Here is a 15,048-nt window from a genome sequence, read left to right as displayed (position 1 = left end):
GCATCTTCCGCCCATGCCAGCAGCTACGCCGCCAGAGCGTCATCCGCAGCCTGCTTGATCAGCCATTCGATGTGATTTGACCACATCTGCAACACCTCGCGCTTCTCCTTGACGTTGCTATAGAGATCGTAGATTTCGCCAATGTCTCCGGTGCGGGCTCACAGCCCGTCCATATAGCCGCCAGTCTGCTGCCTTCGAGTGGCCCATGTTGGCCGCGGCCAGGAAGTGGCGACGATTGAAAGGACAAAATCAGTTGCCGAAACTCATCGCAGGTGACGGTCTGGTGGCAATTTGGGCACATCTTGTGTCTCGTCGCCAGTAAACACGGATGCCCGGCAGGAGCTGAGCTCGCTGCCGGCGGAAATCGTAGAGCGCCAGCGACGCATTCTGATCTTTCGTCAGGCAGTCGACCGCCTTGGCATACGCCTCGGCCTCCATCTCGATCGACCTGAACCGGTATCTTGTGCGCCATCCGGACGATCTGGGAAAGCTTGGCCGGGCCGGCGCCTTCCCAGGCGCACGGGAAGCGCGACGACCCATGTGGACCTTGGATTTCACTCCGCACTTACGCTGCTTTGGCCTTGTCAGCAGCCTGAGCATAAAGCGTGCTCAGCTTTCAGGCCGAGCACTCATCCATTGTTGACAGCACCTGTCGTCATTCAGGATCGCCCCATTCTCGCAGGCCGCTTGCAGCTTTCAGGCTGTTGTCAGCCAGGGCCGCCATAAAGGGTCTCGTTAAACAATTCAGGAGGCCGTTCCAATGAACAATCAGTTTGCGAGACTTTTTCGAGGACCAGGTATGCAGGCTTGTTTCAGGACAAAGAACTTTCTGGCGGCAACCACCGCGATGACGACGGTATTCCTGCCGGCTGTGTCTCTCGGGGTGGGTCTGGTAGCATTTCCAACTGGAGAAGCGTTGGCCGACGACCCGATTTCGATCCCGCTGGAGTATGTCGGGGAAGGCCATGACCGCCTGGGCATCTGGGCCAAGATCAACAATGGCAACGCGCAGCGATACGTATTCGACACGGGCTCGGACCAGCTCAACACGCAGATCGGGTCAGAGGTGACCGGGGTCCGCCCGATTGCCGACACGCCTTACGTATATACGTACGGGGACGGAACGTATGGTAATAAGCTTCAGAACGTGGAAATTGATAAATTTACATATGTCGATCCAGATCAAAAGATAACAATCGACGGGCCGTCTGTAAGCGATAAGAAATACCGGGCTGCTCGCATTCTCGATTTTGTCTATACCCATGCGTATTGCAAGGACAACAATCTTAAGTGCACGCCGGGATCCGTGACGGATGGACTTAAAGATATGTATGGTCAGGATCTCCAAGAACCTTATCACGCCGATAAGGAGCAGCGGGCGAAAATGACCGCTGGCAAGATGGCAGACGAAGGCGGCGATTTCGCAGGTACATTCGGGGCCGGCGATTTTCTTGGCAAGACAAGTGTCTGGGGCATGATGGGCAGTGTCACCAGGTCTGGCTACGTGGTCTCCGCCAATGTGAATCCGGATTCCGAGAGCGACCAAACGCCTGGCTGTTCCCCCTGCACGATTGTCAACCTCAATCCAAGCCTCCGGGCCCAATATACTAATGCCATGCCATGGGGAGAACCCGAGGAAAAAGATCAGGATTCTTATCAGAATTTTCCTGGCTCTGGCGCCAATGCCTCGACCGAATACGAAGGCAGCTACAATCTGCAGTACACGGTTAAGGATGGAGCCCCACCAATCACCGACCCCAACAAGACCGCGGTATTGCTCGACACCGGCACACCGGGCGGTGGCAGTCTGGAGATCAGTGATGCGATGCTGAAGCAATTTCAGGATGCGGGCGTCAAACTTAAAAATGTTCGGAGAAATGAGCAACGCGAGATCGTAAGCGCATCGGGCAACATCCCGAGCGTTACAATCGCAGGAACGGATGGCGATCCGGTAAGGCTGGACAATATCGACTTCACCTACACCAGCGGCACGACGGAACAACCCAATGACCAGACCAGTTTTGTTGCCGGTCTTGACTTCTTCAAAAACAGATCGGTCATTTTCGATCTGGAGAAGAAGTATACCGCTTATACGTCACATTTCGTCACTGCCAGCAACTTCTCTACCGATTCATCCGCACCCGAAGGGACCGGTCTGAGCAGGATCACGACGAGCATGGGGAATGAGGGCGGGTTCGGCATAGCGGGTGTCGTCTCCGGCTCCGGATCGCTGACGCTTGATACAAAGACGGTGGTCCGGATGACGAATGTCAACACCTACACCGGCGAGACGAATATTGCTCAGGATGCCTATCTCTCGCTTGCGGGGCTCGGCAACATCCAACGGTCAGCGAAAGTCGTTGCAGACGGCACGTTCGATATCTCCGAACATGGAAATGGCAGCGACTATTGGGGAATCTCCGACGCCTACAACGATGCCCGTATTCGTAGCCTGAGTGGCAGCGGAACGGTCGAACTGGGCAAGCGTACCCTGGTGCTAACGGATTCGAACGACACGTTCGCCGGCAGCATCAACGACCTCGACGTTGATAACAATAATATGGGCGGCAAACTATTCGTTGCCGGTGGCGTGCAAACGCTGAGCGGAAAGAACAATTTTTCCGGCATGACGACGGTCGGTTCCGGCGCGGGATTGCTGCTTGCCGATACAGGTGTGCTTTCCCATGATGCGACCACGTCCGGCTTTCTCGGGAATGACGGGCAGATCGGGGGCACGGCTATCGCAAACAGCGGCGGTGTCGTCGCAGGCGGCGGCACCTACGGTGCGGTCACCATTTCCGAGGGCGGCACGGTCGCTCCTGGCAGTGCGACCGATCCGAGCAGGATCGTCACCACACTGACTGTCACGGGCGATTTCGCGCAGCAGTCCGGATCGATCTATCAGGTCGACCTCGCAAGGTCGTCCGATCTCATCGATGTTGGCGGAGCAGCGGCGATCGACAGCGGCGCGCAGATCGAGCTGCTGCGGCAGGGAACGCTATCGGTCGATGCCCGATATACTCTGCTCTCCGCAGCAGGCGGCGTAAGCGGCACCTATGGCGGGCTGACGGGGGCTCTGGCGACAGACGCGACGCCCTTCGTCGATTTCCAGCTCGTCTACGATGCCAACAATGTCTATCTCGATATCAGCCGCACATCGACGGCGTTTGCCGATGTAGCCAGCACCTTCAATCAACGCTCGGTCGCCGCAGCGGCTCAGGCGCTTGGAAGCGGTAATCCGATCCAGGACAACATCCTGTTCCTGACGGCGCCGGAAGCCCGCAACGCTTTCGATATGCTATCAGGCGAGGTTCATGCTTCCATTCATAGCGGCCTCATCGAGGACAGTCATTCTGTACGCGATGCCGCGAGCGAACGGATCCGTGCGGCGTTCGACGGCGTCGGTGCCTCCAGCGTTCCGGTGATGACTTATGGGCTGGGTGGTCTGGAACTGGCCCCGGCAACGAGTGAGAATTTCGCCGTATGGGGCCGTGGCTTCGGCGCCTGGGGTCATCTCGACAGCGACGGCAATGCCGCCGGTCTCGATCACTCGACAGGCGGCTTTCTGGCTGGCGGTGACGCGGCTGTCGGCGAAAGCTGGCGGCTCGGCCTCATCAGCGGCTACAGCCATACCTCCTTGGAGGCGGACGATCGCGCGTCGTCGGGCTCGAGCGAGAATTACCATCTCGGTCTTTTTGCCGGCACGCAGAACGGCAATCTCGGTTTTCGTTCCGGCCTTGCCTATACCTGGCACAGCATCGAGACCGGCAGGTCCGTGGTCTTTCCAGGCTTCGCCGACAGCCTTTCGGCCGATTACGACGCCGGCACGTTCCAGGCCTTTGGCGAGCTCGGCTACCGTATCAATACGGCTTCGGCTTCCTTCGAGCCCTACGCTAATCTCGCTTATGTGAATTTTGACGCCGATGGCTTCACCGAGAATGGCGGCGCAGCCGCCTTGTCGAGCGGGGATCGCTCGAGCGACACGGCGTTTACCACGCTAGGTCTGCGTGCGTCGACGGTACTGACCCTCGGCACCGTGACTGCTACCGCGCGCGGCGGTCTTGGCTGGCGCCACGCCTTCGGCGACGTCAGGCCGGATACCGCTCTTGCCTTTGCTGGCGGTTCCTCCTTCGCCATCAAGGGCGTGCCGATCGCAAAGAACGCAGCTCTGCTCGAAGCTGGGCTTGACGTAAACATCACCGAGAACGCGACGTTCGGCATCGCCTATCAGGGACAGATCGCCTCGGATGCCCAGACACACGGGTTCAGCGCCAAGCTCGGCGTCCGTTTCTAAATCACCCGCAAAAGAGATTGGTTATGAAGTCAGTGAGTGCATTTTCTTTTACCGTCGTTCTCGGCTCAGCGACGGTGATGTCTGTGTCCGCCGCGCGAACGGACGATGCCTGCTACAACAAGGCACAAAGCCTATGATGACGCAATGTTCAATCGACGACCTGAAGCCAGTCGATGGCGAGCTTGACAAGCTCTACAAGGAGATGGAGACCCGGCTCAAAGAGTCCCGGCGCATGTCCAGGAACTGGTCGAGACCGCGAGGGGCTACAACGCCACCTCGGAGAACACGCGCGACGCCTACCCCAAGGATTGGCGGCATTTTTCCTCCTGGTGCCGGCGCGCTGGCTTCGATCCCCTGCCTCCGGGCTCGAAGGTGATCAGGCTCAATATCAGCGCCTGTGCCTCGGGCACCGCCGCCGGCGATCCGAAGCGTGGCGCCCCTGCCCTTTAGTTTGCGACCATCGAGCGGCGGCTTTCCGGCCTCGCCTGGAACTTTACCCAGCGCGGCCGGCCGTTGGACCGCGCGGAGCGGCATATCTATAAGGTTCTTGCCGGCATTCGCCGCAAGCACGCAAAGCCACCGCGGCAGAAAGAGGCGGTCCTGGCGACGATCTGCTGGCGATGATCGCCACGCTCGGCCACGACCTCAGGGCCTGCGCGACCGCGCTATTTTGCTCCTGGGCTGTGGCGGCGGCCTGCGGCGCTCCGAGATCGTCGGTCTCGACGTCATGCGCGACGACAACAGCGATGGCGCCAGCTGGATCGAGATTTTTGACGGCAAGGGCTGCTGGTCACCCTGCGCGGCAAGACCGGCTGGCGCGAGGTCGAGGTCGGCCGCGGCTCCAGCGACCACACCTACCCCGTAGTCGCGCTCGAGAGCTGGATCCGCTTTGGCCGCATCGCACGTGGACCCCTGTTCCGCCGCATCTTGTCGATCAGGTCGATATAATACGAAAAAGCCGCCGCCATTCGGGACGGGCGTCGGCTATCATGTCCAGCCATTATGCGGCGAGCGGATAGCTTTCGCCGGACCAGGCAGAGAACTTGGCGGCAAAAGCCTTCATCTCGTCGACCGCGAATGTGGTGCGCGGTTGCGAACTCGACTTGCTGGGCGAGAGGGACCTCGCCGAGAAAGGCGCTGACATGAGCGGGATGCTGCTTGGCCAAATCGAGATCCGCAAAGCAATCGGCCAGCGCCGCGTCGTCCAGCTGTACGCTGCAGGGCGCGTTCACGTCGTCAAGACGGATGCCAAATGCTTGCTCATAATGGCCGCAAGGTAATCGTTTCGGGTCGGAGACACAAGTTGCCGCCTCCTTCGCCGTAGAGTGGCCCGATACAATCACGATCGATATTGCCACCTCTTATCGATAGTGATCGCATAGTTCCCTGATTCGACTCTCAACCGCTCATATCAAGCGATTACTTCCATGTATCTGCTGCGCTAGCCCGTCCTGGCCTTGGAGTGTCGCTCCTCACCTCCTCCACCACTCACCAGCCCGATGGGAGTATCGCCCGCCAGCAGCTTCTCCTTGCTGAGCAGCGCGGCAACCTCAATCGCCTCGAAATCGGGCAAATCCCGCAGTGTGTCGAGGCCGAAGTGCAACAGGAAGGTCTTGGTCGTGACGTAGGTGTAAGGCGTGCCAAATTCAGCGGGCAGGCAGACGTTGACCCACAACAATCAAGGGGACGGTGCAGGCCAAGATTGCGGCAGGGCTTGGGCCCCCCACCCTTCTCCTCAGAACTCCGCTGCTTCCAGCTGGCGGCTGAAACTCACAGGCGCAGCCAGCTTGGTCTCTAACAGCATCGATCGCATCATGGTGTCTGCCATGAATCCGTGTGCGTGAAGCGCTCCAGAGCGAAGATGTTGGGCGTCAACCAGGTTCACTCCAATGAGCTTCACTTCTCGAGTTCTGCACAGTGTCCACGACTGGCGCCGGAGGTTGATCCGGTGATTAGGAGGAGCACTCGTTGTCGGATTCTCGACGATGTCGGACATGTGACACAACGCTTCCAGAGCGATCGCATTGTTCCGAAACGATTTTCCCAGTTGGCACGAAGGTTGCGGCCCTATGCGCAAAAGCACTGCGATGCCGCACCGACTGGAAGAACTCATCAATGATCACGCTTTTCGAACATGTGGGCGCCGCTACCGACACTGAGCGTTCCCGAGCCGACGGAAGCCTCTATCCCTTCTTTCTGAAGGCTGTCCGGACATGAACGCATTTGATGTCCGTCCAACGCTTGATGCTCCCGACGACGATCCCTATGTCTGGCTTGAAGATGTAGAGGGCGAGCGGGCACTTGCCTGGGCCGCCGGCCAATCGGCAAGGACTCTGAAGCACTTCGGTGGAACGCAGTTCGAGCGCGACCGCGCGGCTCTGACAGCCATTTTCGACAATCGCGACAATCTTCCCCTGATCGCGCGCCGTAGTCAGTACCTCTACAATTACTGGCGAGATGACGGTAATCCACGCGGACTGTGGCGCCGGACCACCCTTGCCGCCTACATGAAGGCGGATCCCCAATGGGAGCTACTGCTCGATCTGGATGCTCTCGCGGCTAGCGACGGAGAGGACTGGATCTGGGACGGCGCGTCCATCGAGCCGGAGAGACGGGAAAGAGCCGTTCTGCGCCTGTCGCGCGGCGGCAGCGACGCGGTCGTGCATCGCGAATTCGACCTGATTTCTCTGAGCTTTGTCGCCGACGGCTTCAACCTCCCCGAGGCCAAAGGCTACGTTAATTGGCTGGACCCTGACACGCTTCTGCTTTCCAGTGCGCTTGGTAATGGCATGGCCACCCGCTCCGGCTATGCGCGCACAGTTCGACTGTGGAAGCGTGACGCGGATCCCCTCACCACGCCGGCAATCTTCGAGGCCGGGTTCGAAAGCTTCCAAGTGTCTGGTCATTCGGACCGCACCGGCCGCAGCGAGCGCCTTTGGTTCATCGAGCAGCCGGCCTTCTTCGAGAAGATCAGCTGGATCGGCGATAGGAGCGGGCCGAGGAGGCAGATCGATCTTCCTCGCGACGCGTCGTGGCGGGTCTTCGGCGACTGGCTGGCGGTAAGGCCGCGCAAGCCCTGGACGGTGGGAGGCACCACCCATCCCGCCGACGCGCTGATCGTCATCTCGCTTTCCACTTTCCTCGCCGGCGGACGCCGTTTTGAGACCCTGTTTCAACCAGGGGAAAGGCGCTCCATGCAGTCATTCTTCTGGAATGACGGGAAGCTCATTATCTCTTACCTCGTCAATCTCGCACCGCGTTTCGAGATGTTCACTCCCGGCCACCAGGAATGGACGCGCCGAGTCCTGAACACCCTGCCCGCCGAAGGTACTGTCGACGTCTGGTCATTCGATGCGGCAGTTCACGAGACCAATGGAGAGGTCCTGATCTGTGCTCAGGATCCGATCACGCCGCCGCAGCTCTTGCTGTTCGATCTGAATGCCGCGCCGTCTCTCAGCGCTTCAGCAATCCTGAAGCGCAGCCCGGAGAATTTCGATGCATCCGGACTGGTGGTCACGCGCCACGAGGCAGTCTCTATCGATCATGAGCTGATCCCCTATACGCAGGTTGGTCCGGCGAACGGGAACGGAGATGCTCCGATTCACCTTTCCGCTTATGGCGGGTTCGGCGTATCATTCCTTCCCTACTACAACTCCCCGCTGGGCAAGCTGTGGCTCGAGCGCGGTGGCACGTGTGTCGAGGCGAACATCCGCGGCGGCGGCGAGTTCGGCACCCGCTGGCACGAAGCCGGGCGCAGGGAGGGCAAGCGTCTCGCCCACGACGATTTCGCCGCCGTTGCCTCCGACCTCGTGCGAAGGGGCATCACCCTGCCGAGGCGGATTGCCGCCGAGGGTGGCTCAAATGGCGGCCTGCTGATCGCAAACATGCTGACCCGCTATCCTGAGCATTTCGGGGCTCTGTTCTGCACAGCACCGCTTATCGACATGCGTCGCTACACCAAGCTCTTGGCGGGCGCGAGCTGGATCGACGAATATGGCGATCCGGACAAGGTTCACGATTGGGCTTTCCTGAAGGAAATCTCCGCCTATCACGCCGCAGCGCCGGGACAGCCCTATCCGCCTATCCTGATCGCCACCACGAAACGCGACGACCGCGTCCATCCGGGCCATGCGCGCAAGATGGCCGCAAAACTGCAGGCTCTTGGCTATCCCGCTTACTTCTACGAGGCCAGCGCAGGCGGGCACGGCTGCGGCGAGGACAATCGGGAGCAAGCCGCATTCATCAGTCTAGGCACCAATTTTCTCCGCAGCGCAATCGGCTTCAACGATCACCCTCCGGAGACGGCGGAACGCGTTGCAACGCAAGAGGGGCATTTGAGGTCCATCAACAATTCATTCGAGCAGGAGACGAAATAGTGCAGTGCATCCTTTCTGAACATCAAGGAGTGAATCTCATGGCGAGAACGCGAATGGGCGTAGCGCGGGCAACAGCAGCGGCGGTGGCCCTGATCATGGTGGGACAGCAGGCCGTCGCCGCGGAGCCTGCGCAAGCAGAGACCGTCCTGGCGGAGACGGGAGCCTCGGTCACCGAAGCGCCAATCCCTTGGCAGGTCCGCCTGCGGGCGTTGGGCGTCGTTACGAAAGATCTGGGCTACGTTGATACGCTTCCCGGCTCCGGTCTTTCGTATTCGGACACGGTGACGCCGGAACTCGATATCTCGTATTTCTTCACCGACAACATCGCCGCCGAACTCATACTCGGTACCACTTATGCCAACATCGCGGGCCAAGGGACGATCGGAGGGTTGGGCAACATCGGCAAAGTTTGGCTGCTGCCGCCGACACTCACGTTGCAGTACCATTTTACCGATCTCGGCGCGTTCAAGCCTTATGTCGGCGCCGGCGTGAACTACACGATCTTCTACAACCAGGACACTGGCAGCGCTGATGCTCTCAAGGTGAAGAACACGTTCGGCACGGCGCTGCAGGTCGGATTCGACTACATGGTGGACCAGCACTGGGGCCTCAACTTCGACGTGAAGAAGCTTTTCCTGAAGCCGGACTTCGACGTCACGGTGACCGGCGCGAAGCTGACGGGGAAGGCGGAGCTCGATCCCTGGCTGATAGGCGCAGGTGTCACCTACCGCTTTTGAATATCAGAGTGAAGTCTGCTTCCCGACTGCCGGTTTAAATGAAGGGCGCCTCGCGCGCCCTTTTTTACGGTCGACACTGCAGCGCAAGACCTCATGAAGCTATTGTCGGGCGGGGTTCTCTTCCGGCGGACCAAGAAGATGCACTGGCCAACCGGCCTTGCGCCTGAGGTGGAGTGCTTAGAAGCGCTTTGGATCGGGACGGGCTTTGGTATTGTGGGTGGAATGCTTCAGCCAGACCATTTGCCAGCATCGTCTCCCGGACGTCATGTGTGAGCTTCTTTGTCAGCGCAAGGCGAACACGGATCTCCTAGCAGGCCGTTGAAGAAGTGTCCCGTTTGGCCTTGAGGATTGCCTCGTCGCCGTTGTGATAGAAGGTGATGTCGATGGAGCCGTCGTCGAGCAGTTCAGCATGGCCGTCGCCTGTGACCTCGTCCATTTCGTCGAATCCGACCCATGTGAAGAAGACCGTCGACGGGCCGTAGCCGAGTTCGAGGGTTAGATGAGCCAAACGCCAGTGGGGCGTCCTGGGGACGACGCGCGCGAGATTCTGGTCGTGGTGGCCAGCCCAATACGATGTGAGAAGTTGCTGCCGGTGCGGGTACCGGAGGTCGCCGATAGTGACAGCCGATGTTCGACAGCGGCAAGGACATGCTCAGCCGTCAACGCGCCGAGGGCTTGGCCGGGAATGGTGGTGATGGAACCAATCCAGAAAGCGGCGGCTGCCCAGGAGAACGCCTTCGCGGGACTTTGACTCCAGTCCGCACACCCTGCTCAGATAGTCCGAAAAAGAGGTCAGAAGCGGAGCATCCGGATTATTATCTACACTGGGAACAGAAGCATGGAAGCGTTCTGGAGCCACTCGCCGCGCGTTTACCAGTGCCGACACTGCTCCAAGCTGACTATCTGCCATGACCACCTGCCGAACGTAGTCCGTTGATGCCACCGGTACCCTTCGCGGTCTGCTCCAGCGGGAAGATCGGGTCTGATCGACCCTGCTGACCTGTGCGGCGGCCTCTCTCGCTAGGGCGTCCCCCTTCCTGTCGTCCTCCTCCGCCGCTTTCGGCTGCTTTCGGCCCGCCGCCCTCGCCAAGGCGTCGTAGTCGGTAAGCGCGTCCTCCGTCTCCTTTAGGGGCTTCATCGCGTGACTAGAGTTTAGCGCGTGTTTGTAGGCGGCGGACCGAATGGTCGTCGAAATGCCACTCAGCGCCACCGCAAGATGCCCTAGGGCTTCCGCCTCATGATCTGACAGCGGCACGTCACGATTAGAGCCGATTGCCCTGCCTTCTTCCAGTTTCACAATGTTTGTAGTCATTTCCTGCTCCATCGCGTTGACTGAGATACGATGGAGACGGAAGTGGAGAACAAATTTTTACAAGCAACTAAGATGATATTCTCGTCAACGGGACAATAGTGGACGTTGAGGGCGGCGAACAGGGTGGTGGTGCCGTTGCGCTTGTAGTCGTGCCTCATCGTACCGAGCCGCCCCTTCTTCATCGGCAGGCCGGGTGGGTGCGGTCGAGCGCCGGATCTGGCTCTTTTCATCGACCGACAGAACGATGGCATGGGCCGGCGCATCGAGATAGAGGCCGACGACGGCGCGCAACTTGTCGACGAACTTCGGATCATTGGAGAGCTTGAACCTGGCGCCAGCGGTGGGGTGCGAGACCATGCGCCTTCCAGATGCGCCTGACGGCGCTGGCGCTGATTGCGGCGGCTTGCGCCATCATGTCGGCGGTCCAGTGGGTCCTCTCGCCCGGCGGATCGGCAAGCGTCAGTGCCACGACGCGCTCGCCGACATCGGGACCGAGCGGCGGAATGCGCCACTGTCGCGTCTTGTCGCGCAGCAGCCCGTCACAGCCTTCCGCGGCAAAGCGCTCCTGCCAGCGCCAGACGTCGGTCTTCGACTTGCCGATGCGGCGCATGACCTCGCCGGTGCCGACGCCGTCGGCGGGCAAAAGCACTATCTCGGCGCGCCAGACATGCTTTTGCGGGGCGTTGCGATCCCTGATCAGCGCCGTCAGACGGACGCGATCGGCCGACGAAACGGTGAACGATCTTCCTGTGCGCATGCGCCAGACTCGCACGCGCAGGCCAGAAAGGGAATCTCTGATTGGACTCCTATGTCAGGCGGGAACCACTAGACGCCGAGACCGCCGATGCAGACATGTTTGGTGTCGAGATAATCCACGATGCCCTGGAGGCCGCCTTCCTTGCCGAGGCCCGATTCCTTGACGCCGCGGAACGGCACCTCCGGCGTGGTGATCAGGCCTTCATTGACGCCGGTACTTCAGTCCTTCCATCACGCGGAAGGCGCGACCGAGATCGCCGGTGTAGAAGTAGGCCGCGAGGCCGAACTCGGTGTCGTTGGCGAGCGGCGTGCCCGACCTGAGACATGGGTGACGTTTTGTACCGGACACGGATGAAGTGCACCCCTCGGGTGAGCGTTTGCTCGATAATATCCACTGAAGTGAAGCAGTCGGTCTTAATGCTGGAACTCATGCCACCCGACCGACCCGGGAATTCGCAGCAGCGGCGCCGTCGAGTGCAGAACGAATGCCGTCAACCAAGGGGTCGATCTCGCTTTCGGTGATTATATAGGGCGGACAGATTCCAAGCACTTCTCCCATATTGCGGATCATGACGCCGTGCTCGCGGCACCGCCGCTCGACATCGCCGATCCTCAGCTCGGGCGCGAAGACGCGACGGGCGCACGATCCTCGACGATCTGAACCCCCGCGATGAAGCCGCGGCCGCGGGCTTCACCGACAAGCGGATGGTCGCCGAGCGCGTCCGCGAGGGCTCCATGCAAGTGATCGCCGAGACGACGCGCCTGGGTCACGAAATCGATCTCGCTGTAGATCCTGATCGCCTCGGCGGCGACGGCCGCTATCACCGGATGACCGGAGTAGGTGAAACCGTGACCGAACACGCCGACCTTGTGGGCCTCGTCAGCGGCGCATTGATAAATCTTGTCGAGATAATGACGCCGCCAATGGGCAGGTGACCGGATGAAAGCCCCCCGGCGATCGAGAGCATGTCCGGTTCCATCCCAAATGTCTGGCTACCAAACCAGTTCCCGGTGCCTCCGAAGCCGCAGACCACCTCGTCGGACAGCATGAGGATAATTTCTCACTTTCTTGCGAAGATCGGGGGTGTCCACGGTCATTCGTATTACGCGAGATCCGCGAGGCCAAAAACCATCATACCAGAGAGGCGAAACTGCTATCTAGGTGTTTAGATGCAAGAAATTAATCCTGCATTGTTCCCGCACCAGGAACACCCGAGAGGATACCAAGCAGTATTGAACCTTGTTGAAAATGCTCTCGGCGCGCTGGGCGTTATAATTTCTCGAAGGCGATCACAAGGACGTCGCGATAAGCGTACGGCATTTTCAGGTTTTCGGCCACAATCGACGATACATCGTGAAAGGTTTCGCGGTCGTTGCAGATCACAAAATCATTCGGGGAGTTCATTTCGACCTCGCCGAGGAACTCCTTTGAGGCGTCGGTGATCATGCTCATGCCGCCGGTGACGTTGACCCGCCCAATCATATAGCAAGCAATGAAGTCCACCCCGTCCTGGTGAAGGCCCTCGGGTGCCGGTTTGCCATTTACACCATCGCGCGCGACAATCCGGTAGGGATGGATCTTGATATTCCAACGATCATGTCGGGCGGCTTCACATAGAATTCTGCAGAAACCTGTCAGAATCTTTTCTAAGACGGGATGGTCTATAAAGGAGTTTTCAAGGGGCTCGAAGTGGCGCTTGAAGCCGCCATTCAGATGATTGACACTTTTTGATTGTTCGTAGGGGGCGTGGGGTAGGAGCCTAAAGATTCCGTCAGTCGCGTCATATTCAAAAGCGCTATAGCGCCGGTAACGATATGTTCCGCCGTCACGCATGTATTCATCGAGAAGAAGTCGATTCCAATGGTCAGCAAAGTTCTTCCAGGCTGCATCAATTTCGATGCCAAAGCAGGCTTCGGCGCGCTCGCCTTTTGAAAACCACCATCCATTTGTCACCAGACCGTCAGTGCATTGTTGACTGAGGTTGGCCGGCGCCTGGGGTGCGTTGTTTTCCACGGGTGTCTCCCTTTTGGTGACTTGGCGAGGACGGAACGCTTTGGACAACGCTATGTGGGTTGCGGCTTGGTATTCCCAAAGGTCGCGGTCCCTAATGTATCTCGGCGTCCTGGCTCGGATCGACCGAGGTAAAAAGCGTGTGTGATCGACTATGTAGCTGACGCTCCCGCTAACGCCCTCGAGGGCGGATGCAATGGCCCGTTCGCACATCTGGTGAATAGTACTGCCCCATGCACCTGAAACCGCCTCTTGGGACCAGGCTTGCTCAAGCCCTTGCTTCAAAACGATTGATGCCACGTCAAGAGAAGCGGTTTCGAGGTGACGCAGCGCGTCGAAGATAATGGCCGCGGCAGGGGCCTCGCGGACTTCGAGAACCTTTTGGCCGGTTGTGATGTGTTCAAGCCCGACAAAGCGGCCGTGCCCGAATTTGCCGACCGTGTTATTCAGGAACGGGATTGCGTCGACCAATGCAACATCACGGTCATCAATTGACACGAGACTTCCGTCTGCAAACCCGAGTTTGATCTCTACCGGCTGCTCTGCGGGAATGTGGCGCGTCCAAGCAAATGCCTCCTCGGGGATGGAAAAGTTCTCGGGATCTTCCAAAGGCCCCGACTCGAATTCCCGACACCAGAGGTTTTCGTCCGCGCTCCACGTGCGGTCCGCCACAAAAGTCGCTCCACACTTGGACAGGTCGGAGGTCTTCTGTTGTCGGGATATCACAGAGCATTCATACGGACTGCCGAAGTTGCCGGAAAATCCTGAGCGCTTAATGCTATTGTTAAGGCGCGGAAGACTGTTTTGAGAAAGGTTTGCTGTATGAAGAACCAGCCGTGAGTTGATTGACCTAGCATGATTAACAACCAAAGATGCGATTATGGGACGGCTCAACGAACTGCTCAACGGATAGATGCCAAGGTACTTGGCGTGGGCTCGAATGGCTGATTTCACGCCTTGTTCGACAAAGGCATCCCGCCCTTCGAGGCAGACAAAGCGCGCGCCGAACATGGCTGCCGTCCGTTCCAACAAAGGCTGATCGATGCGCGTTCCGACATCCGCTGCGACAGCTTCAATGTTCGCAAAGCCAAGGCTTTGCAGCTTGTAGAGAAGATAGGTGCTGTCGAGACCGCCGCTGAACATGGTTGCAACTGGTGCGGTTCGGTCCGGAAAAGCCTCCAGATCTTCAAAACTCGAAATGCCGCCGATGGCGGGTTTGGTGGAAGCCAAGATGGGGTTCATTTGGATGTCCTGCTCTCAAACCAGATGCCAGCAAACGTCGCAGCGAGGACGAGGCCTGCGCCTATCAAGCTCGGTACTGTCAAAGGCTCATTCAGAAGAAGGTGCGCTAGAACGAAACCAAAAAAAGGTTCTGTTCCCATCAAGAAGCCAACCCGTGTCGGTGTGGATTTTCTCACTGCGGCATTTTGAATGTAGAATGCAGCGAGGGTGCAGAAGAGTGCAAGGAAGGCAACAGCGCCCCAAAACTGAAGGGTGGCCCTCACAACAAGGCCTGAAATTCCGAACTGAGCGACGGCCAAAACGAAAGTAAGTGTTGCCAC

General features: G+C 59.0%; 10 protein-coding genes and 4 pseudogenes. 5 read left to right on the top strand and 9 right to left on the bottom strand.

Annotation, left to right across the window (positions count from 1 at the left end; genetic code table 11):
- Positions 1-760: 760 nt before the first annotated feature.
- The 3 genes and pseudogenes from EN994_RS03015 (at position 761) to EN994_RS35275 (ending at position 5,574) form a co-directional block, all read left to right on the top strand.
- Positions 761-4,294 (top strand): autotransporter domain-containing protein, encoded by a 3,534-nt coding sequence (locus EN994_RS03015; RefSeq protein WP_082826570.1) that lies wholly within the window; start codon positions 761-763, stop codon positions 4,292-4,294.
- Positions 4,295-4,537: 243 nt separating this feature from the next.
- Positions 4,538-5,221, top strand: a pseudogene (locus tag EN994_RS35920) (integrase); the annotation flags it as partial.
- A 116-nt stretch (positions 5,222-5,337) separates the two neighbouring features.
- Positions 5,338-5,574, top strand: a complete 237-nt coding sequence (locus tag EN994_RS35275; RefSeq protein WP_063169293.1) for a hypothetical protein — start codon at positions 5,338-5,340, stop codon at positions 5,572-5,574.
- Between the two features lie 161 nt (positions 5,575-5,735).
- Here EN994_RS35275 and EN994_RS03000 read toward each other — a convergent pair.
- A pseudogene (locus EN994_RS03000) lies at positions 5,736-5,936 on the bottom strand (SMC-Scp complex subunit ScpB); the annotation flags it as partial.
- 93 nt (positions 5,937-6,029) lie between these two features.
- Positions 6,030-6,290, bottom strand: a complete 261-nt coding sequence (locus EN994_RS02995) for a hypothetical protein (RefSeq protein WP_095769041.1) — start codon at positions 6,288-6,290, stop codon at positions 6,030-6,032.
- A 217-nt stretch (positions 6,291-6,507) separates the two neighbouring features.
- Between EN994_RS02995 and EN994_RS02990 the strand changes: the two genes are divergently transcribed.
- On the top strand, positions 6,508-8,670 hold the full coding sequence (locus EN994_RS02990) for a prolyl oligopeptidase family serine peptidase (RefSeq protein ID WP_082826571.1): 2,163 nt from the start codon (positions 6,508-6,510) through the stop codon (positions 8,668-8,670).
- A gap of 38 nt (positions 8,671-8,708) precedes the next feature.
- Positions 8,709-9,407 carry an OmpW family protein gene (locus tag EN994_RS02985; protein ID WP_063169295.1) on the top strand — a complete coding sequence of 233 codons (699 nt, stop codon included), beginning with the start codon at positions 8,709-8,711 and terminating at the stop codon, positions 9,405-9,407.
- A gap of 307 nt (positions 9,408-9,714) precedes the next feature.
- On the opposite strand, the gene EN994_RS02980 is transcribed toward EN994_RS02985, so the two are convergent.
- From EN994_RS02980 to EN994_RS02950, 7 genes and pseudogenes are all read right to left on the bottom strand, one after another.
- A complete protein-coding gene (locus tag EN994_RS02980; protein WP_244514237.1) occupies positions 9,715-9,915 on the bottom strand; it encodes a hypothetical protein in 201 nt (66 codons plus the stop codon).
- Between the two features lie 905 nt (positions 9,916-10,820).
- Positions 10,821-11,476 (bottom strand): annotated as a pseudogene (locus EN994_RS02970) (IS630 family transposase); the annotation flags it as partial.
- A gap of 68 nt (positions 11,477-11,544) precedes the next feature.
- Positions 11,545-11,779 (bottom strand): annotated as a pseudogene (locus tag EN994_RS02965) (aldehyde dehydrogenase family protein); the annotation flags it as partial.
- Positions 11,780-12,087: 308 nt separating this feature from the next.
- Complete coding sequence (locus EN994_RS36675; protein WP_063169297.1) at positions 12,088-12,336, bottom strand: aminotransferase class III-fold pyridoxal phosphate-dependent enzyme; 249 nt, start codon at positions 12,334-12,336, stop codon at positions 12,088-12,090.
- Complete coding sequence (locus EN994_RS36670; RefSeq protein WP_263485461.1) at positions 12,297-12,524, bottom strand: aminotransferase class III-fold pyridoxal phosphate-dependent enzyme; 228 nt, start codon at positions 12,522-12,524, stop codon at positions 12,297-12,299. Before EN994_RS36670 ends, EN994_RS36675 begins: the two co-directional genes overlap by 40 nt.
- 221 nt (positions 12,525-12,745) lie before the next feature.
- The gene (locus EN994_RS02955) at positions 12,746-14,728 is read right to left on the bottom strand and encodes an argininosuccinate synthase-related protein (RefSeq protein WP_063169298.1); all 1,983 of its coding nucleotides are present in this window, start codon (positions 14,726-14,728) and stop codon (positions 12,746-12,748) included.
- On the bottom strand, positions 14,725-15,048 hold a 324-nt coding region (locus tag EN994_RS02950; RefSeq protein ID WP_164745799.1), incomplete at its 5' end, for a DMT family transporter. The genes EN994_RS02950 and EN994_RS02955, both read right to left, overlap by 4 nt.

This window comes from Mesorhizobium sp. M7A.F.Ca.CA.002.09.1.1, from assembly GCF_003998555.1.
In the GTDB taxonomy this organism is placed as follows: Bacteria; Pseudomonadota; Alphaproteobacteria; order Rhizobiales; family Rhizobiaceae; genus Mesorhizobium; species Mesorhizobium ciceri.
The sequence above is the reverse complement of the archived record's forward strand: the minus strand, read 5'-3'. Positions and strand labels throughout refer to the sequence as shown.

Coding starts and splice junctions, on each gene's coding strand:
- EN994_RS36670 (WP_263485461.1), bottom strand. CDS start 12,524: ATGCTGTCCGACGAGGTGGTCTGCGGCTTCGGAGGCACCGGGAACTGG.
- EN994_RS02990 (WP_082826571.1), top strand. CDS start 6,508: ATGAACGCATTTGATGTCCGTCCAACGCTTGATGCTCCCGACGACGAT.
- EN994_RS02985 (WP_063169295.1), top strand. CDS start 8,709: ATGGCGAGAACGCGAATGGGCGTAGCGCGGGCAACAGCAGCGGCGGTG.
- EN994_RS02995 (WP_095769041.1), bottom strand. CDS start 6,290: ATGTCCGACATCGTCGAGAATCCGACAACGAGTGCTCCTCCTAATCAC.
- EN994_RS03015 (WP_082826570.1), top strand. CDS start 761: ATGAACAATCAGTTTGCGAGACTTTTTCGAGGACCAGGTATGCAGGCT.
- EN994_RS02955 (WP_063169298.1), bottom strand. CDS start 14,728: ATGAACCCCATCTTGGCTTCCACCAAACCCGCCATCGGCGGCATTTCG.